The 21,454-nt window shown below is 44.0% G+C and carries 22 protein-coding genes and 1 pseudogene; 20 read left to right on the top strand and 3 right to left on the bottom strand.

Annotated elements, in window-relative coordinates; genetic code table 11:
* Positions 1–41: 41 nt before the first annotated feature.
* Entirely contained in the window at positions 42–941 is a 900-nt protein-coding gene (locus ACGF7G_RS02205; RefSeq protein ID WP_387463249.1) for an alpha/beta fold hydrolase, read from the bottom strand.
* 117 nt (positions 942–1,058) lie between these two features.
* Entirely contained in the window at positions 1,059–1,937 is an 879-nt protein-coding gene (hcaR, locus tag ACGF7G_RS02200; protein WP_133813090.1) for a DNA-binding transcriptional regulator HcaR, read from the bottom strand.
* Between the two features lie 136 nt (positions 1,938–2,073).
* Between hcaR and hcaE the strand changes: the two genes are divergently transcribed.
* From hcaE to ACGF7G_RS02160, 8 genes are all read left to right on the top strand, one after another.
* Positions 2,074–3,435, top strand: coding sequence for a 3-phenylpropionate/cinnamic acid dioxygenase subunit alpha (gene hcaE / locus ACGF7G_RS02195; RefSeq protein ID WP_387463246.1), 1,362 nt, complete (start codon positions 2,074–2,076; stop codon positions 3,433–3,435).
* Positions 3,432–3,974 carry a 3-phenylpropionate/cinnamic acid dioxygenase subunit beta gene (hcaF, locus tag ACGF7G_RS02190; protein ID WP_387463244.1) on the top strand — a complete coding sequence of 181 codons (543 nt, stop codon included), beginning with the start codon at positions 3,432–3,434 and terminating at the stop codon, positions 3,972–3,974. Before hcaE ends, hcaF begins: the two co-directional genes overlap by 4 nt.
* Positions 3,974–4,291 carry a 3-phenylpropionate/cinnamic acid dioxygenase ferredoxin subunit gene (gene hcaC / locus ACGF7G_RS02185; protein WP_387463242.1) on the top strand — a complete coding sequence of 106 codons (318 nt, stop codon included), beginning with the start codon at positions 3,974–3,976 and terminating at the stop codon, positions 4,289–4,291. Before hcaF ends, hcaC begins: the two co-directional genes overlap by 1 nt.
* Positions 4,291–5,133: a 3-phenylpropionate-dihydrodiol/cinnamic acid-dihydrodiol dehydrogenase gene (hcaB, locus tag ACGF7G_RS02180; RefSeq protein ID WP_387463240.1), complete on the top strand. Its 843-nt coding sequence runs from the start codon at positions 4,291–4,293 to the stop codon at positions 5,131–5,133. Before hcaC ends, hcaB begins: the two co-directional genes overlap by 1 nt.
* Positions 5,123–6,076 carry a 3-carboxyethylcatechol 2,3-dioxygenase gene (locus ACGF7G_RS02175; protein WP_387463238.1) on the top strand — a complete coding sequence of 318 codons (954 nt, stop codon included), beginning with the start codon at positions 5,123–5,125 and terminating at the stop codon, positions 6,074–6,076. The genes hcaB and ACGF7G_RS02175 overlap by 11 nt, the downstream gene beginning before the upstream one ends.
* 1 nt (position 6,077) lies before the next feature.
* Positions 6,078–7,247 (top strand): phenylpropionate dioxygenase ferredoxin reductase subunit, encoded by a 1,170-nt coding sequence (gene hcaD, locus ACGF7G_RS02170; protein ID WP_387463236.1) that lies wholly within the window; start codon positions 6,078–6,080, stop codon positions 7,245–7,247.
* 231 nt (positions 7,248–7,478) lie between these two features.
* The gene (locus tag ACGF7G_RS02165; RefSeq protein ID WP_387463234.1) at positions 7,479–7,808 is read left to right on the top strand and encodes a helix-turn-helix transcriptional regulator; all 330 of its coding nucleotides are present in this window, start codon (positions 7,479–7,481) and stop codon (positions 7,806–7,808) included.
* Complete coding sequence (locus ACGF7G_RS02160; protein WP_387463232.1) at positions 7,802–9,118, top strand: type II toxin-antitoxin system HipA family toxin; 1,317 nt, start codon at positions 7,802–7,804, stop codon at positions 9,116–9,118. Before ACGF7G_RS02165 ends, ACGF7G_RS02160 begins: the two co-directional genes overlap by 7 nt.
* A gap of 192 nt (positions 9,119–9,310) precedes the next feature.
* On the opposite strand, the gene ACGF7G_RS02155 is transcribed toward ACGF7G_RS02160, so the two are convergent.
* Positions 9,311–10,918 carry an ABC transporter substrate-binding protein gene (locus ACGF7G_RS02155; protein ID WP_387463230.1) on the bottom strand — a complete coding sequence of 536 codons (1,608 nt, stop codon included), beginning with the start codon at positions 10,916–10,918 and terminating at the stop codon, positions 9,311–9,313.
* 371 nt (positions 10,919–11,289) lie between these two features.
* Between ACGF7G_RS02155 and ACGF7G_RS02150 the strand changes: the two genes are divergently transcribed.
* The 12 genes and pseudogenes from ACGF7G_RS02150 to ACGF7G_RS02095 all read left to right on the top strand — a co-directional run bounded on the left by ACGF7G_RS02150 (position 11,290) and on the right by ACGF7G_RS02095 (position 21,229).
* Positions 11,290–12,720, top strand: coding sequence for a gamma-aminobutyraldehyde dehydrogenase (locus ACGF7G_RS02150; protein WP_387463228.1), 1,431 nt, complete (start codon positions 11,290–11,292; stop codon positions 12,718–12,720).
* A gap of 45 nt (positions 12,721–12,765) precedes the next feature.
* Positions 12,766–13,509 (top strand): nuclear transport factor 2 family protein, encoded by a 744-nt coding sequence (locus tag ACGF7G_RS02145; protein ID WP_387463226.1) that lies wholly within the window; start codon positions 12,766–12,768, stop codon positions 13,507–13,509.
* Positions 13,510–13,662: 153 nt separating this feature from the next.
* Positions 13,663–13,821: pseudogene (locus tag ACGF7G_RS02140) on the top strand (4-aminobutyrate--2-oxoglutarate transaminase); the annotation flags it as partial.
* A gap of 52 nt (positions 13,822–13,873) precedes the next feature.
* Entirely contained in the window at positions 13,874–14,272 is a 399-nt protein-coding gene (locus ACGF7G_RS02135) for a DUF805 domain-containing protein (RefSeq protein ID WP_387463224.1), read from the top strand.
* Between the two features lie 24 nt (positions 14,273–14,296).
* Entirely contained in the window at positions 14,297–15,838 is a 1,542-nt protein-coding gene (locus tag ACGF7G_RS02130; protein WP_387463223.1) for an FAD-dependent oxidoreductase, read from the top strand.
* Positions 15,839–15,981: 143 nt separating this feature from the next.
* Positions 15,982–16,236, top strand: a complete 255-nt coding sequence (locus ACGF7G_RS02125; protein WP_387463222.1) for a hypothetical protein — start codon at positions 15,982–15,984, stop codon at positions 16,234–16,236.
* Between the two features lie 275 nt (positions 16,237–16,511).
* Positions 16,512–17,078: a hypothetical protein gene (locus tag ACGF7G_RS02120; protein ID WP_387463221.1), complete on the top strand. Its 567-nt coding sequence runs from the start codon at positions 16,512–16,514 to the stop codon at positions 17,076–17,078.
* Positions 17,079–18,329, top strand: a complete 1,251-nt coding sequence (locus ACGF7G_RS02115; RefSeq protein ID WP_387463220.1) for a HEAT repeat domain-containing protein — start codon at positions 17,079–17,081, stop codon at positions 18,327–18,329.
* Positions 18,330–18,331: 2 nt separating this feature from the next.
* Complete coding sequence (locus tag ACGF7G_RS02110; RefSeq protein ID WP_133813074.1) at positions 18,332–19,249, top strand: hypothetical protein; 918 nt, start codon at positions 18,332–18,334, stop codon at positions 19,247–19,249.
* Entirely contained in the window at positions 19,246–20,169 is a 924-nt protein-coding gene (locus ACGF7G_RS02105; RefSeq protein ID WP_133813073.1) for a hypothetical protein, read from the top strand. The genes ACGF7G_RS02110 and ACGF7G_RS02105 overlap by 4 nt, the downstream gene beginning before the upstream one ends.
* 69 nt (positions 20,170–20,238) lie before the next feature.
* Positions 20,239–20,421, top strand: a complete 183-nt coding sequence (locus ACGF7G_RS02100) for a hypothetical protein (protein ID WP_133813072.1) — start codon at positions 20,239–20,241, stop codon at positions 20,419–20,421.
* 109 nt (positions 20,422–20,530) lie between these two features.
* Positions 20,531–21,229 carry an SDR family oxidoreductase gene (locus ACGF7G_RS02095; protein ID WP_387463218.1) on the top strand — a complete coding sequence of 233 codons (699 nt, stop codon included), beginning with the start codon at positions 20,531–20,533 and terminating at the stop codon, positions 21,227–21,229.
* Positions 21,230–21,454: the final 225 nt, after the last annotated feature.

Genomic DNA, 21,454 nt, shown 5'->3' with positions numbered 1-21,454 from the left:
AGTGATATTCCGGGGGGAATATCACTCGTCTGCAAGTAACATTATTTGTTGCCGTTTAGCAGAAAATCGATGTGAATTCGATTGAACGTGTCTGGATCCTCATATTGAGGCCAGTGACCACATTTTTCCATCACGACAAAACGGCTGTTTTTGATAAGTCCGGCAAGTCGCTGGCCTACGGAAACCGCGGCGGTTGGATCGTGAGTTGTCCATAGCACCAGAGTTTCGGCCTGAATTTTTGCCAGCTCATCTTCGGTCAGAAGATTACGCAGGCGGGTATCCATGTCTTGCAGGCATATAATGTTTTCCATTGCAGGTAACATATCCGGCTGACGATAAATTGCAAAACGGGATTCAACCAGGTCTTCTGTCACCATCGCAGGATCTTCCATCAGGAATTCAAGGCGTTTGCGGGTGGCTTCCAGATCCGGGTTTTTCACTGCATTCAGGCTCAGAGTGCGCAAGCGTTCCATCACATTTGGATCGGCAATCATACCTCCCGCGGTATTCAGCACCAGACGGCGAATATATCGCGGATATTTTGCCGCAAAGCGGGCGGCGACCCATCCACCTAAAGATTCACCGGAAAGGTGAATTTTCTTCAGATTTAATGTTTCGACAAAATCCCGCAAGTGTTCTACATAATCGATAATTTCATAAGAGCGGACAGGTTTATCAGTGAAACCATGTCCTAACATATCAATTGCCAGTACGCGAAAATGTGCAGCATGAGGCAGAACATTACGCATATAGGCTTCCAGATGACCACCAATACCGTGCAAGAAAATCAGGGTTTCAGGGCCGCTGCCAGCTTCAAGTACGCGGGTTTTTATCCCTTTCACATCAATATGGTGTAAATGAACTTCACCACCAGCAATGGCTGACCAAAGCGATCGTAACTCAGGTTGTACAGATTTATGTTGACGGCTTGTCGTTGACATAACAATATTTTCCTTACTTGTTTCGGGTTAATTTAATGTTAATATAACGACAACGAGCAATATTAACTAATACTTAGTATGTCTAATCTGAAATGTAAAAACGATAATGCTTACTTTTTATAGATATTTATTTTCAACAATATCTATTAAATGTGATAATAATTCTGATGTGTTGTCTTTTCGCCATGCCATTATTAGCTCTATTGTCGGTGAATATCCTGATAATGGCCGGCAAACAACAGCATCTGTCATGATGCTGGTAATATAGAATGGCACTATGGCACACCCTAAATTCAGGCTGACCATGTTTAAAATTAATAACAGATTGTTAGCTGTTTGAATAATGTTTGGTGAGACATTATATTCAGAAAAATAATTTTCTATAGTCTGTTGTAATATGCCGGATTGTGCTGGATCAGGAATAATAAAATTTTCACCATGTAAGTCTTCGACTGAAATTTTCTCACAATATCTTAGCCTATGATTAGCAGGCATTAGCACTACCAATGGTTCATTAAGAATAACTTTAAAATCAATATAATCACTCTTTATTGGTGAGCGCATAAAAGCGACATCAATGTCACCTTGTAGTAATTTCTCTTCTTGCCCTGGATTAAATAAACTAATAAGTTCTATTTTAGCTTCAGGATGAGAAAGGCGAAACACTGGGATCACTTCAGGTAATACTTTAACTTCTGCTGATGGGACAAATCCAATGGTAAGCACAATTTGTTCTTGTGCTGCTCTGCGTGCCATTTTTTTTGCTTTTTCTGCATTATCAAGAATAATCCTAGCCTGTTGGAGAAAAACTTCCCCGGCTTTGGTTAAAGAGACTCTGCGTTTATTTCTTTCTAATAATGTAGATCCAATATAGTCTTCTAAATCTTTTATTTGCTGGCTTAATGAGGGTTGTGCGGTATGCAATTTTTTTGCGGCTTTAGTAAAGTTTAATTCTTCTGCTACTGCAATAAAGTATCGTAAGTGTCTTAATTCCATTGCCGTTTCCTCTACATATCGAAAAAAAGTCTCAATTTAAACAAACAATGTATTTCACAAATTATTAATCTATTAATAGCATTAATTTTGCATGTTGGCAAAAAGTCAACTTTTCTTTTACATGAGGATCAATAATATGACATTGAGCAAAAACTCAGATATTTACCGCCTGATTGATGCCCGAGCCGGTCGTGTAACTCCTCAGATTTATATTGACCCTGAGCTCTATCAGTTAGAACTCGAAAGAATATTTGGTCGTTGTTGGCTCTTTTTGGCTCATCACAGTCAAATCCCGCGTCCGGGAGATTTTTTTAATACTTATATGGGAGAGGACAGTGTTGTTGTTGTCCGGCAGAAAGATGGTTCCGTTAAAGCCTTTCTAAATCAATGTCGTCACCGCTCAATGCGGGTTTGTTACGCGGATAGTGGTAATACCCGTGCGTTTACTTGTCCTTATCACGGTTGGTCATACGGTGTTGATGGGCGATTAGTTGACGTTCCACTGGAATCGTGCGCCTATCCACATGGGCTTTGCAAAGAGAAATGGGGACTTCAGGAAGTTCCGAGTGTGGAAAGTTATAAGGGTTTGATTTTCGGTAATTGGGATACGACAGCGCCCTCCTTGATTGATTATCTTGGTGATATGGCCTGGTATCTTGATGGCGTGCTTGATCGTCGTGAGGGAGGAACAGAAGTTATCGGTGGTGTACAAAAGTGGATCATCAACTGTAACTGGAAATTACCTGCTGAACAGTTTGCTGGCGATCAATACCACGCTTTATTTAGCCATGCCTCTGCTGTACAGGTCTTGGCTGTAAAAGAGGGCGACAATGAAAAAGCGTTAGGTGCCGGTCAGACTTCCCGGCCGGTTTGGGAAACAGCAAAAGATGCAGTGCAATTTGCTCAAAATGGTCACGGTAGTGGATTTTTCCTGACTGAAAAACCTGATGCCAACGTCTGGGTTGATGGTGCCGTCGCCCATTACTATCGTGAAACCTACGCCGAAGCAGAGCAACGACTGGGGAAAGTCAGGGCACTGCGTCTTGCGGGCCACAACAATATTTTCCCGACACTTTCCTGGCTTAACGGTACAGCGACAATGCGAGTGTGGCATCCACGTGGACCAGGCCAAGTGGAAGTATGGGCATTTTGTATTGCAGACAAAGCGGCTTCACCAGAGGTAAAAGAAGCTTTTGAAAATAGTGCAACCCGTGCATTTGGTCCGGCAGGTTTTCTCGAACAGGATGATTCAGAAAATTGGGTGGAAATCCAGAAGGTACTCAGAGGCTACAAAGCCCGTAACAGCACGTTGTGTATGGAAATGAGGCTGGGACAAGAAAGAGTACGGGACGATGGTATTCCAGGCGTGACCAACTATGTTTTTTCCGAAACTGTCGCTCGTGGCATGTATCAACGCTGGGCTGACTTACTGACCAGTGAAACTTGGGATGAGATAGAGGAAAAAAGCCGGGCTTATCAGCAGGAGTTGGTCAAATGAAAGAGTTAATTGTCAATCAAGAAAAGCGAGTATCGCTAGAGCTGCATTATGAAATAAGTCAGTTTTTGTATTACGAAATAGCGTTACTGGATGACTGGAAATTTCGGGACTGGCTTGAGCTGTTATCAGAAGATCTTAGTTATACCATGCGCACCATTGTTAACGCCCAAACCCGCGACCGCCGCAAAAGTATCCAGCCTCCAACCACTTGGTTATTCAATGATAATAAATTTCAGCTTGAACGCCGGATTGCCCGGTTAGAAACCGGTATGGCATGGGCAGAAGAACCGCCATCCCGTACTCGTCATCTACTGACAAACTTGGTGATTACTGAAACCGATTTGCCAGACCAATTTCATGTTCAGTCCAATTATCTGCTGTACCGTTCACAAAAAGAGAAAGATGAAGCTTTTTATGTGGGTAAACGGCTGGATTGTGTTCGCCGCAATCTGAATACGGGTAGCTGGCTGGTTTGCAGACGTGAAATTACCTTGGATCAAGCCGTCTTAACTTTCCATAACTTGAGTGTCTTATTCTGATGAGCCAGTTATTTGCATGTACTGTTGAAGAATTGCCCGATGGAGAAGCGCGTAAGGTGGAATACACACCGGATATTGCGCTGTTTCACTATAACGGCGAATTCTTTGCTGTTGATGACAGGTGCAGTCATGGTAATGCCTCTATATCCGAAGGGTATCTGGAAGACAATGCGACAGTTGAGTGTCCACTGCATACGGCCAGTTTTTGTCTTAGAACCGGGAAGGCGCTTTGTCTTCCTGCAACAGATCCATTGAAGACGTATCCTGTTGTTGTTGAAGATGGAAAAATTTATATCACTGTTTTGGAGGAACAATAATGAGTTGGATTAAAGATCAAGTCATTTTATTAACAGGTGGTGGCTCCGGTTTAGGTTTGGCTTTAGTAGAACGTTTTATTGCAGAAGGCGCCAAAGTTGGCGTATTGGAGTTATCGGCGGAAAAAGCGACAGCTCTGGCCCATTGTTTTGGCAAAGATATCTGTGTTGTTCAGGGGAATGTCACCTCTTTTGCAGACAATGAGCGGGCAGTGGCTGAAACTGTCCGATATTTTGGCAAATTGGATTGCTTTGTTGGTAATGCCGGGCTTTGGGATCACAAAACCAGCCTGCTTGATGCGTCAGCAGAACAGATTGACAAAGGATTTGATGAACTGATGGGTGTTAACCTGAAAGGGTACATTCTGGGGGCCAAAGCGGCATTACCTGCGCTAACAGCATCAGAAGGCAGCATGATTTTTACGTTGTCGAGTTCATCATGGTTTTCTGGTGGAGGGGGGGTGTTGTATACCGCCAGCAAACATGGCGCAGTCGGGATGATCCGCCAGTTAGCATATGAACTGGCACCGGTTATCCGAGTTAATGGTGTCGCGCCGTGTGGAATGCCAAGTGATCTTCGTGGCCCGGCCACATTATCCCAACAGGATAAATGCATCACAGACAGTCTGCCACTGGAAAGTATTGGTGCAGTTTTACCTTTGCAATTCACGCCTCAGCCGGAAGATTTCACCGGCCCATATGTCATGCTCGCTTCCCGTACAAACAACCGTACCTTAACCGGTGTCATGATAACCGCTGACGCCGGATTAAGTATTCGCGGAGTTCGCCAGACCATTGCGGGGATTATGTCACCGGATAAAAAGGGGAATTCAGATGACCGTTAAATTGATTTGTACTTCACACACACCTTTGATGGATTTTTGTTCTCCACCTGGAACGACAGAAAAGCATGTTCGGCAGGTGTTTCAACAACTGGCTGAACAGGTGAAAGAATATGATCCAGACTTGATAGTGATTTTCGCACCTGACCATTTCAATGGTTTTTTTTATGACCTGATGCCGGCATTTTGTGTTGGGGTCAGAGCGAATGCAGTGGGGGACTGGGATATTGGCAACGGTCCACTCAATGTGCCTGAAAACACCGCGAAGGATCTCATTTCTGCTTTGTACGACACCGGTATTGATGTTGCCCAATCCTGGCGTATGCAGGCTGATCATGGTTTTGTTCAACCATTGATGTTGCTTTGCCAGGATTTACAGCGCTATCCAACTGTCCCAGTCTTTATTAACTGTGCCGCCAATCCATTACCGACATGCCGCCGTACTGTTGCGCTCGGTCGTGCGATTGGACGATTCTTGTTTAAAACAGATCAGCGGGTATTGTTGCTAGGTTCTGGTGGTTTATCACATGATCCACCGATATCGCAGATTGGACAGGCTTCGCCGGAAGTAGAAGAAGGTCTGATCGCCGGGAGAAACCCGACAAAAGAGGCGCGTCAACGACGGCAAAGCCGGGTGATTGCGGTTGGAGAATCGTTGGCTCGTGGTGAAAATGTTGCAGCTCCGTTGAATCCTCAGTGGGATGAAGAATTATTGAGTATTTTTTGCAGTGGCGATATACAGCGCCTTGCTTCATTGACGAATGGCGGGATCGCTATTCAGGGTGGTAAGGGGGGACAGGAAATCCGCTGTTGGATTGCTGCTTTTGCGGCGCTTTCTGTTTATGGCGAATATAAAGCCCAACGACATTATTACCAACCTATCAAGGAATGGCTGGCTGGAATGGCAATGGTCAGTGCTCAACCTGTGACCCAGATAGGAGCGTAATATGCGAGATCAGATTTTTATTATTGTCGGAGCAGGGCAAGCGGGGGCGATGGCTGCCGCAACCTTAAGGCAGCAACAGTTTGATGGCGATATTATTTTAATTGGTAAAGAATATCATGCACCTTATGAGCGGCCGACTTTATCAAAAGAGTATTTAATGAACGCGGAAGAGGAACCTAAATACCTGTTTTCCGAAGATTTCTATCTGAAAAACCGGATAGATTTGCGGATGGGGCAGCCAGTCGATCGTATTATTCCTGCGGAACATGGCGTAGTTTTGGAAAATGGCGACAAGCTCAGATATGACAAACTCCTGCTCACTATGGGGGCAAGAGCCAGACGGTTTCCGCTACTCGATCAACTGGGTGAAAATGTTTATACCCTGAGAACATTGGATGATGCGCAACGTTTACGTCAGGCGGTGAAAAAAGGTAAACGGGTTTTGATTGTCGGCGGGGGTGTTATTGGTTTGGAACTGGCGGCAACTGCCTGTGAACTGGGCGCGAGTGTGACGGTTATCGAACAAGCGGATAACATTATGGGGCGTTGCGCACCTCCGTTGTTGCAGGATTATCTTTTAAATCGTCATCAGGAAAAAGGGGTGCAATTCTTCCTTGATATTAATATTGTTTCCGCACAAAGGCAGGGGAATGAACTAGTTCTTATGCTGAACACTGGAGAAAGGGTGAGCGGAGATATTATTATTTATGGTATCGGTGCGGAATTCAGGGACCGGCTCGCTGCTGATGCCGGTTTGGTTACTAATGGTGGTATTGTCATTGACAGCCGTTGCCAGACGTCTGAACCAGATATTTTTGCCGCCGGGGATGTTTGCCTTCAAAGAGAGCCTTTAACAGGGGATCTCCAACGTCGTGAAACTTGGGAAAATGCTAACCGCCAGGCAACTATCGCTGCACATGCAATGATGGGACTGGAACCCCCACCGCCGGGAGCTCCGTGGTTTTGGACAGATCAGTGGGGCATTAATATCCAGATGGTCGGCAAAATGCAGGCTGAGAAATGGCATATTCAAGGTGACTTGCAATCAGATAAAGCCGTTTTGTTGGGTACAGAAAATGAAGTTTTAGTGGGTGCTGTCGCGATTAATCAGGGAAGAGAAATGCGGAATTTACGGAAATTACTCTCTAATCCTACGGTTATTGAGGTGTAATGTTTGAACAAGTCAATTTTATAGAGATAAGTAATGATGGTATGACTGGTAATGAACTGTGTTTTATTATCGAATATCGGTGACTGTCCAAGTGGTCACCGATAGTCATTACATGAATCTATTTTTTCTCTTTTCGCAACACTAAACCACAAGATGACAATTACACTATAATGCGCTAATTTATACCCATAATGTCTATTTTTCTATTTAATGTACTAAAATGAGAACACTATGGGATTTCTTGAAAGATCAGCCTCAGCAATTGCAGTAGAATTAGGAGAGCGCTTGAAACAAGCCCGGTTAAACAATGATCTCACTCAAGCTGAAATCGCTGAACTTGTAGGCGTCACAAGAAAAACCGTTCTGAATGCTGAAAAAGGCAAAGTCCAATTAGAGATCTTTGTGGCCATTATGGCCGCGTTGAACTTGACCGAACAACTGGAGCTTTTTCTCCCTAAACAAAACATATCACCAATCCAACTTGCTAAACTTCAGGGCAAAAAACGACAGCGAGCATCCAAGAACAGAAAAAATAGTGAAGAGGATACGCCAGAATGGTAATGGAAGTTATCAGTGTCACCTACAAACAACATGACGTGGGGGCAGTGAGTTTTGACACAAGTACAGGCTTGGGCGCATTTGAATACGATCCCAGCTTTATCAAAAAAGGGATCGAACTGTCTCCGTTGAAAATGCCCCTAGCAAAGCGAATCTACAGTTTTCCAGAACTCGACTTTAATACGTTCAGAGGGTTGCCTGGATTGATTGCAGACTCTTTACCGGATGAATTTGGTAATGCTGTACTCAATGCATGGGTTGCCACTCAGGGTAAGTCTCCTAATGACATTACACCTTTACAGCGACTTCAATATATTGGGAAACGGGGTATGGGTGCTCTTGAATATGTACCTGCTACCAAAATGAGAAGCCTCAATGCCTCACAACAAGTTGAGATTGAGTCACTGGTTTCGATCGCTCAAGAAATTCTTGACTCCCGAGGTGAATTTGCTGTCGAGTTGAATAAAGACGGTCAGGAAGATCGCGAGGCTATGATGTCACTGCTTTCTGTCGGCATGAGTGCTGGTGGAGCAAGACCCAAAGCTGTACTTGCTTTTAATGATGACTTCTCTCAGGTTCGCTCTGGTCAGGCTAAAGTTCCGGACAATTTTATTCACTATCTAGTGAAATTTGATGGTGTCAGCGAGCACAACAAAAACCAGGAAACCTTTGGTGATCCACTAGGCTTTGGCGCGATGGAATATGTATACCATTTGATGGCAAAAGACTGCGGTATAGACATGATGCCCTGCCGATTACTCCCTGAGGGTAACAGGCGTCACTTTATTACACCGCGTTTTGATCGTCTGGGGAATAAAAAAATCCATGTTCAAACATTAAATGGACTTGCGCATGTTGACTATAAAAAGCCTGGTTCCTTCTCCTATGCAGAGCTATTCAGTGTTGCAAGGCAGCTAAAACTATCGGCTAAAGATGCTGAACAGTTGCTGAGAAGAATGAGCTTTAATATCGTTGCCCGAAACCATGATGATCACGCTAAAAACTTCGCTTTCATATTAAAAGGAGAAAAATGGGCTTTAGCTCCAGCCTATGATTTAGCCTATAGCTACAAACCTAGCAGTAAGTGGGTAAACAATCACTGGATGAGTTTAAACGGTAAAAGAGACAACTTTTCTCGGCAAGATTTTCATTCATTGGAAAAACTCAGCCCACTGTTCACCAGAGAAATTATCAACGGAATTATTAATGAAACCATAGAAAAGGTCTCTACCTGGAGGAAGCTTGCTGTTGAAGTTGGTGTGCCAGATTCATTGATTAAGGAAGTCGACTCAAATTTGAGATTAAATATCTAATTGGAACCGTTGCACGCCATTGCCAGGATGCTACGCGAAGAAGGTGGCGGACGCCGACAGCCTGATGGCGTGCATAAATATAAAACAAAATGATACTGAGCGTACCATTTTGTTTTTAGTTGAGAAGAATTAAAAAATACACTCTCTTCTCTTTGTTTATTTAAGTGATACAATAAATTAAATACTGTCCTGTTAATGTTCGATAATATAAAGATCTTTCGATGATACAAAACCAAGCAGGTTGATATAATATCCACCAATATAAGGTTTTACCAGTCTGGCACTAACATAGTAATAAATGGGAATTGACGGTACATCTCTTGTAAGAATATCTTGTGCTTGTTGGAAATATTTCATATCGTTTGTTGTTTTGGCTTTTTTCATCAGATCATCGTAAATATCATTACTATATAATGATGTATTATTAGAGCTGTTGGTCACGAAATTATTTAAAAACGAGGCTGGATTATCGTAATCAGCTATCCATGCATGTCTCACCAAATCAAAATTACTTTGATGCATGGTGTCTAACATTGTTTTCCATTCTTGATTTTGTAAAATAGCATCTACCCCTAGATTTTTTTTCCACATTGAGGAGGCGGCTATTGCAATCTTTTTATGATCCTCTGATGTATTATAAAGAAGTTTAAATTTCAATGGGTTACTTCTGTTATAACCCGCTTCATTCAATAATTTCCTGGCTTTTTCAATTCTTTTCGCCAGTGTCCATGATGCATAATCAGGTTGTTTTAAATTCATTCCTCCAGTATTCGGCGGGGTATTATTATAAGCGGCTTTTTGACCTTGGCCTAATACCTTATTTGAAATGATGGTTTTATCTAAAGCCAAATTTAATGCCTGTCTGACTCTAATATCACTAAAAGGTGCTTTTTGGGTATTAAATTCGTAATAATAAACACCTAATTTAGGTGAAATGTGAACCTGGCTGCCTAATTTAGTTTTTAAGGAGTTAAATGAAATTGATGGGATGTTTTTTGTTATATCTATTTCCCCGGCTAAATAACGGTTCACTACTGCTGTTTCTGACGTGACGGCAAGATAGGTGACTTTATTAATAACGGTATGTGCATTATCCCAATATTGTGGATTTCTGATACCAATGACTTTCTCATTGACGATCCATTCAGCCAGTTTAAACGGGCCACTACCGACAAATACATTCGGCTGAGTCCATTTCTCACCATATTTCTCAACCGCTTTTTGACTGATAGGCACCATAACCGGATGTGCCACCATCTGTAAGAAATAGGCTAACGGCTGCTCTAATGTTACTTCTACCGTCATATCATCCAGTGCTTTGACTCCTAATTCATCGGCTTTTTTCTTTCCGGCAAGAATATCTTTGGCATTGGCTATATACATGTTTTCAATATAGCTGCCATATGGAGATGCCATGTGAGGATCAATCAAACGTCGCCAACTAAAAACCACATCATGAGCAGTAATAGGAGAACCATCAGACCACTTTATTCCTTCTCTTAAATGAAATAACCAGACTTTATTATCTTTGGTTTCCCAACTGACTGCTAAATCGGGATTTAACTTACCATCAATGCCTGTGTCAATTAATCCACTAAAGAAATCATGAATAATATCAAATTCAACATCACTTTCAACTTTATGGACATCAAGAGACGCTGGTTCTGAACCATTATGACGAGTAATATCCTGATTAATGGCCAGTTGTGTACCAGGTGGAATAATTGCTGCATGAGATAATGTTAAGCTTCCAAGTATAATTCCTGTGAATAATGATAGGTTTTTTATTGTCTTTTTCATCGTGATTTCTCCAATAAGATTTTGGGCTTTAATATTGACATTGCAAATTGAGCAATATCTGATATTGGCTCGATTGTAAATAACCCTGCCGAGGAATGGTCCGCCGAATCTTTTCTTCCAGAGCCGGAAGCGGCAGACCAAATTGAATCCGTTGGTTTGCTATATTAGCCGGTTAGTAAAATCTAAAATCCTCGATCCTGCTCACAGATTGGCATATTTTCCTGAACAGGAGTATCGGGAGTTATATCTATGTATCTAATTACTCTTTTGTTTTCACTTTTTAGTTTCAACAAAATTAACAGGAGAGTAACAATTGAATATATCAAATTATAAGTTATATTTTATATTATCTAATCTATCAGGAGGTAACCATGGCGGTACCAACGCTCAGGCATTTCATTAATAGTCAGTATGTTGAATTTAAAGGTTCCGAATATTTTGACCTAGTCAGCCCGGTCACTGGCGAAACCTATGCGCGTTCTCCTAACGCGGCTGTAGCAGATGTTGATGAAGCTTATGCATCGGCTAAAGAGGCGTTCAAAATCTGGGGGCGTAGCACACCGTCAGCACGTCAGCAGGCGTTGCTGGCCTTAGCCGATGCAGTGGAAAAAAACGCTGAACGTCTGATCGAAGCCCAAAGCCGCAATACAGGGCAGCTCAAGCATCTGATTGCCTCTGAGGAAGTTGCGACGTCAGTGGATCATATCCGTTTCTTCGCGGGTGCCGCCCGTTTTCTGGAAGGCAAAGCGACTGCTGAATATCTTCCTGATATGACGACTAGCATCCGACGTGAACCACTGGGCGTAGTGGGTCAAGTTACGCCGTGGAACTACCCGTTGATGATGGCAGTATGGAAGATAGCGCCTGCGCTGGCAGCGGGCAATACTGTGGTACTCAAACCAAGCGATACCACGCCGGAAAGTACTCTGTTACTGGCTGAACTGGCCGCTCCGTTCTTCCCGGCCGGTGCATTCAACGTGGTGTTGGGTAATGCTAGCGCCGGCGCTCTGGTCGTTTCACACAAAACGCCAGCTATGGTTTCCATCACAGGTTCCGTGCGTGCAGGTTTGCAGGTTGCCTCTTCGGCGGCGGCTAATCTTACCAGAGCGCATTTGGAGCTAGGTGGCAAAGCGCCAGTGGTTGTTTTCGCCGATGCAGATATGGACAAAGCGGTGGCGACCATTGCTACTGCGGGGTACTTCAATGCGGGTCAGGATTGTACGGCAGCCTCGCGTGTGCTGGTGCATGAATCTGTTTACGATACCTTCGTCGCCAAATTGGTGGCGGCAGCTAAAGCGACCCGCTTTGGTTCTCCGGAAGATGAAGAGGCGCTGTATGGGCCGCTCAATAATGTTCGTCAGCTGGAGCAGGTCAACGGGTTCATTACGCGTCTGCCCGCTCATGCCCGTATCGAAACAGGAGGCCGTCAGGCCGAACGTTCGGGTTATTACTTTGAACCTACGGTAATTACCGGTCTGGAACAGCACGATGAAGCAATCCAGACCGAGATTTTCGGTCCGGTCATCACGGTGCAGAAGTTCTGCGATGAACAGGATGCCATAGAGAAAGCTAACGACGTGAAATACGGATTGGCCTCCAGTGTCTGGACCCGTGACCATGGCCGCGCGTTGCGTCTGTCACGTGAACTCGATTTTGGTACCGTCTGGATCAACACTCATATTCCTCTTACGGCAGAGGCACCGCACGGCGGCTTCAAGAGCTCCGGATATGGTAAAGATCTGTCGGCTTATGGCTTCGATGAATATACGCGTATCAAACATGTGATGAGTTCCAACGACTGACACAGGACATCCGTAATGATTCAGAATAGATCTCCACGCGACTTGGTGTCGCGTGCGCACCACGAGCTGTTTACTGATCGTGATGTAGGAGCGCTTGAGCGTTATTTTGCGCCGCATTTTATCGAACATTCCCCGTTGGTCAAAGATGGTCTTGCCGGATTGCGTGAGCTGGTCTGGACACATCCTGAACTGCACCACGAAACGTATCGTGTACTACAGGATGGTGATCTGGTTGCCATCCACGGTCGTTTTACGGGATTAGACGACCATCCGTTGGTCGGTTTCGATTTGTACCGGGTTGCCGACGGCTTAATCGTAGAGCACTGGGACGGCCTGGTACCGCAGGCTGCACCCAATTCCAGTGGCCGGACTCAGTTAGACGGCCTGACTGAAACAGACCATGGTCATGACCGGGAGAAGAATCGCGAACTGGTGGTCAACTTTTTCACACGTACTTTGATCGAGGGTCACTACGAAGAGTTTGGCAACTACACCAATGGTGAATTGTTTCGCCAGCACAGCCCCGATATTCCCGATGGTACGGCTGCAGTCATTTCGTTTCTTAAGCAACTCAGGAATGAAGGGCAGGGCCTGCATTACGCCAAAATTCACCGTACGGTAGCCGATGGGCAGTTTGTTCTAACCCATTCGGAGGGGAGTATTGCCGGAGTGCGTCACGGCTACTTCGAGCTATGGCGAATTGAGAATGGCAAAGTGGCTGAACTTTGGGATGCTATCACCCCGGTACCAGAGGATGCGAAAGCGCTGCATCGCCACGGTATTTTTTAGCAAATTTCACTGTGCAGTGATCGGCCACAGCGCGAGGCTTCTTCCTCGGTATGTCATTAACCGGCAAAGTTGCACCGTACAAAATGGGGTTTGGCCCGCTGGTTAGCGACGTTTACCGTGTTCTGTTTCCGGTTGGGCTGCATTACCAGCGTGGTACGTCAGAAAGCGCTGGAGCGTGGTCTGATCCTGCTGATATGCGGTGTACACGGCAACGTGATCCGTTTCCTTCCACCGCTAACCATACAAAATAACGTTTTTGACGAAGCGCTCAACATTCTGGAGTCTGTGCTGCTCGACCTGACTGAACCGTAACGAGGGGCGGGGCGGCAGGGTAGAACCTGCTGCTTCATAAGAGAGGACAATAATGCACTGGTATTTAAATGTATTAAAGAACTATGCAGGCTTCAGGGGACGAGCCAAACGTAAGGAGTTTTGGTATTTCGTTCTGTTCCAGATCCTAGCTGTATTTATTATCTCTTTCCTTGAAAGCTACTTTGCCGTTGCCAATCCTGAAGTTTATATGGGCTGGTTCAGCGCTGTCTATCTGCTGCTCACGTTTTTGCCCGCGCTAGCAGTGAATGTTCGCCGCCTGCACGATATCAACTGTAGCGCTTGGTGGTTACTGCTGCATCTCATACCGTTTATCGGCACCGTTATCCTGCTGATTCTCGCCGGTCTGAAAGGGAGCTCTGGCAGCAATAAATACAGCTCAGAGAGCCGGATTCACTCACAGGGAAACGCTCCGGACCAGGCCAGCGGGTGATTTCATCATGACAGGAGTGCTGAAATGACAATGAATAGAAGAGACTTTATCTCTACCGCCGCGACGCTCGCGGGGGTGGGAGTGCTTTCATCCGTACTTCCCAACTTATCCCTGCTTGCTCGAACCTTAACCGCGGCCGATGCTCCTGCCGTCAATGTTGATAAGCTCCGGCCGATACTGTTGGCGGATGCGCAGCACAGAGCCAGCCGGTTGGGGCTGGATCCGCGCATCTGGAGCTGGCATAAAGACGCTGCTGCTAACACCATGCCAGCCAACTATTATGAAGCTTCTCTGGCTGACTGGCCAGCTTTTGGAAGCCTGCCTGGAGACCAGAACTGCGAGGTTGTGGTCATCGGCGGTGGGTTGCTGGGTGCTTCCACCGCATTGCATCTTGCTGAAGCGGGCGTAGACGTGATTCTGGTTGAAAAGGATAACATTGGTTCAGGCGCTTCTGGCCGCAACGGGGGGCAGATGACCCCCGGGCTCGCACGCTGGGAAGCTGAAACCATGCTGGAAAAACTTTCGGCCGATGAGGCTAAACGATTGTGGCGTTTTGCATCGGTTGAAGCGATGAATCTCGTGGATGAACTCCGTGAGCGTTACAGTTTCGAATGTGACCGCAAATATGGTCATATCACTGTTGCGGTGCACGCAGGCCACATGGGGCCGCTGGTGGCGAATGCCGATGCCCGGCGCCAGATGGGAGATACGGCGATGAAGGTTATCGGACCGCATGAATTGCAGGAAGAGTATGTGCGTTCGGCCATCTACCATGGAGCAAATATCGACAGTATCGGCGGGCAAGTCCAGCCTCTGGCACTGTTGCGGGGCCTGGTTTATGGTTTCGCCAGACTAGGTGGGCGAATCTATGACAGCACGAAAGTGAAGGGCATCAGGCAGGATACTGGTGGCACAATCGTAGAAACTGAGCGGGGGGCTATCAGGGCAAGTAAAGCCGTGGTGCTGGGTGTGCATGTCTCCACGAGTGAGTTTATCTCCGGCCCTTCCACCACGGTGCCTTTTTTCTCCTACGTGGCGGTAACGCCACCGTTGCCAGTGGATGTCAAAGAGCTGATCCCGTCAGATCTGCCGGTCTACGATACACAGTTACAGGTTGACTACTATCGTGCGGTGCGCAACAACCGCCTGCTATTCGGTGGACAGGGTACTGGCAACTCTTGGTCACCGCGTGATGTGAACAACTATCTGCTTGAACGTATCAGAACCGTGTTCCCGCAGTTGGAAAAAACTGAACTGGAATATTCCTGGGGCGGGATCAGTGATCTGACTCTGAACGGTGCCACCGATGCCCGCAAGAGCGGCGACAGCGTACCCGTGTATATGGTGCATGGTTGGAGTGGTCATGGCGTGGTGCAGACGGTGCGCATTGGCAAAGCGATCAGCGACGATTTTATCAGACGCAACGACGACTTTACCATGCTTACCCGCATTGACCACGCGAGTATCCCGCTGGGTTCCTATCTCTCTCCGGTAGCCATTCCGTTGGCTAAGGGTGTTCTGGGAGTGATAAGCACGCTTAATCCGGCAGAGATGATTTCGTTCTGAGCAGCAGGGCGTGGGGTTTCGGGGGCCAATATCGGTTATATTTGCATTGGTTAATGATTGTATGTGTATTCTTTATGCTATTAATCGTTAACTTGAGGTGCATTATTCAAACTCTACATAGGAAAACCAGACTCGATAACAACATGGCGGCACCTCATCATGAGTACGACGATGCTGATGCAGCGGCTGATCGCCTTGAAAATATTATTAAGGAGCTGCATCAAGCGCCAACTGGCATTGCCGGACAATCAGTTTCTGATGAATATGTTATTTCTGGCTATGCCAGCACAGGCACTTGCCGAACTGACACCGGAAAAGAAAAGGTTGCAAAAAATGGAGAAAAGGATATAAAAAATGATAAAATATGTGATCTATATTACATTTATATATCAATTTAATACTTCTAATTCTTTAGCTAGTTATTTGTAATTTTAGTTCTAATAAATTATTATCTCATTATTAAATTACAATAAATTTTTTTAAAATCATATTTTTGAGTTTGTTTTTTTAATCCGGGTTATGTTTTAATTTATTTGTTTTACAGTATGTTTTGGCCTGTCATATGAATGAGCGATGATATAATGACTCCTTGCTATTCCATCATTCTGATCTATTCTTTTTTTATCTACCTCTCTATTTATTCCTTCGCTATCATCAAAAGGCGGAATCACATATGAACGCTTATATTAAACACGTTAAAAAATTTAATGAGGTTTGTGAGCATTATCAGATACATAAGATAAGAGAAGATGAGCAGACTTACGATCCGGTTAACTCACCTGTGATTATGCCTGCTAAATTGATAAAAGAAGCTTTTAATCCCGAGTTGTTTTCTGATGATATTTTATTTTCACTGTTTAATATTTTGAAAAAAGAGATGATAGCTTCTCAGGAATCTTTATTTCGGGTGTATATAGAGGGTAGATTAAGTGCGGAGCATATTGATCCTATCCTCTATACCGATCCTCATGAAAACGAGACGTTTGAGAGCTGGATATCGCGAGCGACTGGGGGTGAACGGTTCTGTGTTATTGTCAATGATACTGAACGTTGGTCTGATGATATTTCTCAAGCAGTTTCTTCAATTTTTGCTCCTTTGCGAAAAATTCTTGGGGAAAGAAACACTTTAATAGGAACTTGTCTGTTTATTGGTAACTATGGATACACACCGTTTGGTGTCCATCTTGATGATCCTTATAGCTCAGTGGTGCATTTTCATCTTGGGCCTAACGCCAAATAAATGTCTTTGTTTAATAAAGATATTTTTGAAAAAATAGAGGGAATAAGATATCGGTTTGATATGGAGAAACTACGGCCCTATGCCGATAACTGGATAATAGAAGCCGGTGATATATTTATTCTGCCACCACATCATTATCATATTGGAAATACACCACAATATTCAGTTGGAATGGGAATTGTAGTGAATAAAGAAACAGAAGACCGTTTGGAAAATATGCTCATTAATAAGGGTATTGCCCATTTGATCGCTGAAAAAGGCATTGATAATCTTATTTCTGAGGCGGAAGAAAAAAATATCTCTCTGTCAGACTGGTTACGTGATTCACGTGATAGTTATTTTACTGCTTTACATGAAAAAAATGGGTTACCAAAAGCAAGAAAGTGTAAATACTTACATTTTGATGAACAGAGCACAGAAGAAATTTTAAAATTAGATCAGTTGGAAAAAATAATCTCCAAGACGATGGAGAGTAATGGTGGGGATTTCTGGTCGATAGGTGAGGTTTTAAATAGGTTATCACGTGATAATATTATCGAGATATTGAATGATCTGTTAGAAAAGAAAGAAATCACTGATAAATATGAACTTCTCTCTGAAGATAGCATTTATATTCACCGACAGAAAAACTTTAATTTACTTATTCGCTTTATTGGTAAAACAAATAATGAAAAACTGTACGTCAATGAGTTCGATACTTTCATCATCAATCCATCACAAGAAGCAATAGAAATTCCTTATTATAAATGCAAAATTAATCATGATGATCCATTTATGCAACCAGAAGCATTGACTTCATTAGGCGTTTTCACTTTCGAGCCAAATAAGTTATATCGCTTTAATGCTTACGAGAATATTCTTGATTTCGGTTGTGATAATCATGATAGCTCTTTTTTACTCATTGCACATTCAGGTGCCAAAGGGTGGATCAGTTGGATTTACGATCGTATGAGCTTACAACCAATCGAAACTATTTGCACTAATTTAAGTGCGTCACGTATTCAACTGTATGTCCGGCTATTGGGAGCGATGAAATATCATGGCGCAAGGGCTGCACTGGCGAAACTTGCAACGTCTGATTATGCCAATTTTGTTCGTTGGGAGGCCATAGAAAGTCTGGCGCAGATTGATAGTGCTGCATGTCTGGAATTGTTACACCAGATAGCCCGCGAAGATACCGATACGATGATGCGTGAAACGGCAAAAAATAGTTTACAGCTCAATGGACTTGACATTGCAAGGGAGGATTAAACATGGCTGTAAAATTGGCAGTTGAACCTGATACGCAAATTACTTTGGCGGCTTTAATCGAATATCTGACCGATTCCGGCGTAATCGAGCGGTTGAGTGCATCCTGTTATAACCAGGATGATATGTTAAATACGGCATCCCGCCTTAAAGGCTTCGCGCTTAATCATCATGAAGTATTGCAACATGTGAGTAACGCCTTAGCGACTCCTGAAACTTTTCAGTATACCAATAATGGACAATCACAAAGTTATGTTCTGTACACTTGCCCGGTTTTTGTACTGCGCCTGATGGTCTGGATCCCTGTGGGATTTCAGGCGCGGAGTATCCCTTTTTCCTACCGTTATGCCCATGATCATGCATTTGACCTGATGAGTGTTGGCTTTTTTGGCCCTGGATATCGTACCTCTTTGTATGGTTTTGATTACGCCCATATCGAGCAGAGCAACAATGGGGAAACACCGCTCAGTTACGCAGGCGATATGTTTCTGGAGGAAGGGGATATTATTTATTATTACGCCAATAAGGACGTGCACATCCAGCACGAACCTGTTTCGTTGTCAGCTTCTTTGAATCTCATTATTCCTAAAAGTGTTCCTTCCGCTCGTCAAACGATTTTTGAACTATCGGAATCAGAGGGACGTATTGTCGGCAAACCAAAATTCAATAGCTTGCAACGGGTAATTTCACAGCGGTCAATCTTCTCAGTCATGGCATATCAGGGGAATCCACGAACACAAAGACTGCTGATCCATATTGCTAAAACTCATCAGGCGGAGGAAGCTAGGGCGATGGCATGGGCTGCTATTCTTCGTCACCAGATCTCACAATCGTTGATTGATAGCGCGTTGGATGATAACAGCAACTACGTCCGTAATGCGATTCAGACAGTGTTGGCAACTTTGCAGGAGAAAAATTCATGACTCTTGAATTCTCACCTAAACCAGGTAAGCCATTGGTATTGCCTGAGCTGGTTCAGCTTTTGAAGACCAGCAGTATGGTGGACAACGTTTCCTGTGGCCGTTACCAACGGGAAGAAATAGAAATAGCCAGTCAATGGTTAGTAGATTTTGCGGCTAACAAGCAGGAGATATTGGACATCATCTGTAACCAATTAGAATTTCCTAACCAATTTCAATCTGGAAACAATGTTCAGCCACCGACATTTATCCTATACAGCGACCGGAGATTTGCTATTCGTATGGTTCTATGGTTACCACCTGGACCTCAGTCCGCACCTGCGCCATTTTCCTGGTTAGAACCTCATGACCACGATTTTGATTTTTTGACAACTAACTTCTTTGGTGATGGCTATACTACACGTCTTTATGAGTATAACTATGATAGTGTTGATGGCGTTGAAGGTGAAGAAGTCGCTATGAATTACTTTGGCGAACAGATGTTATCCCCAGGCAAAGTCATATTTTTCTTTCGCAGTAAAGATATGCATATCCAATTTCCACCACCAAACTTATCCATCTCTATCAATATCATCATTCAACCCAGAGGGCGTGAACAACGACAATATGAATTTGATCTGGATAGGGAAGATAACTCTGGCTTACAGATTGCACGAATTAAAAAAGGGCGGTTTGAACGATTCCGTGCACATAAAGTCTTGTTTTCTGTTTTGATGAAAGAAGGCAATGAACGTAGCAGAAAACTACTGCATAGAATTGCTGGTAGCCATGCCCGTGAAGAGTTACGTTCTATCGCTTTTGTTTCCATGCTGAGTTTTTCTACCAATACACAATATCGTGATGAGGTATATCACCTTGCCATGTGTGATCCCAGTAGTTATGTCCGTGCACAGGCTCAGCAATGTATGTTAGCGCTGGCTTAGCGAGCGTTAATAGTACCGCGTCATTTCGACGCAACTTTACTATCTAATATAAAAAAAGAGGTAGGTCATATGAAAAACACAAATCTGGGCAATACTGAAACTGATCAAACAGAGAATTCTCTCCGGCTAGCGACTTTTTCACAGCCAGTTAGCCTGGCTGGGGCAGTACCACGCACCTTATCGGGTAGTGAAGCAGGCAGAGTACTTGGTTTTGGTTGTCGCTCCTGCACCGAATCATCAAAAAACGAATGATAAATAATTCTGTAGCTATTTGATGACAATATAAAGTTAAGCGGATTTCTAATCGGCGAATAATACCACCGGATGGGAGTCCGCTATTTCGTGTTATTAGGGAGGAAAGATGTTGCATAGTCAGCGTGTGTTACTCACCGGTGCTAGTGGTTTGCTTGGTTGTGCAATTACGGAAATGCTGGCAAGCAATGGTTTTCGAATGGTGGTAACCGGCAGACGTGATAATCGGCTTAAGGAATTGTCCCAACAATATCAGGATAATCACGAAATATATTCACTTGCGGGGGATATACGTCATGATAATTTCCGCCAGCAACTGATAGATTTCACCTGTGAAAAGTTGGGTGGATTGGATGTATTAATTAATAATGCCGGTACTTTCCATTTCAGCAATCTGATGGATATGATGCTGGAAGAAATTGATCAGGTTATTACGACTAATGTCACCGCTTTAATTCATATGACATATCTGGCTTTGCCACATCTATTATCAAGTACTCAGTCTTCCATTATTAATATTTGCTCTCTGGCAGGGAAGGCCAGCTTGCCAGGGGCTAGTTGCTATGCAGCATCAAAATGGGCAGTCGTTGGATTTACTGTAGCGTTACAGCAAGAACTATGGAAACAAGGCATACGTGTATGCGCAATTTCGCCAGGTCAGCTTGAGCAGTTAGGAATTAAATTATCAGAAGATGTAGGAACTATCCCACTTTCTGCTGTCACTGATGCAATTGCCTTTATCCTTCAGCATCCAGCCGGTAGTTGCCCGTCAGAAATTGTTTTGCGGCCGATGGTGGGCGGTTCATAACTTTTAATGCGTTGCCTTTTTATTCGCACATGGGGATAATCTTACTGTATATTATTTTAATATTGATATCGGTGCTTATAATAATTTTTCAATAGGTGAATATTTTGCGCTTGTCATAATTTGATTCCCGAATTTTCCGGTTGTTTTTTTATAAATGTGGCAAACATTAAGCAATTTTGGCAAATAATTAGCGGCAATCCCATTATGGTTGTATACTGTGAAGAA

It is taken from the genome of Photorhabdus sp. RM323S (genome assembly GCF_042879375.1).
Lineage (GTDB): Bacteria > Pseudomonadota > Gammaproteobacteria > Enterobacterales > Enterobacteriaceae > Photorhabdus > Photorhabdus tasmaniensis.
This window is presented reverse-complemented; position numbering and strand designations above follow the sequence as displayed.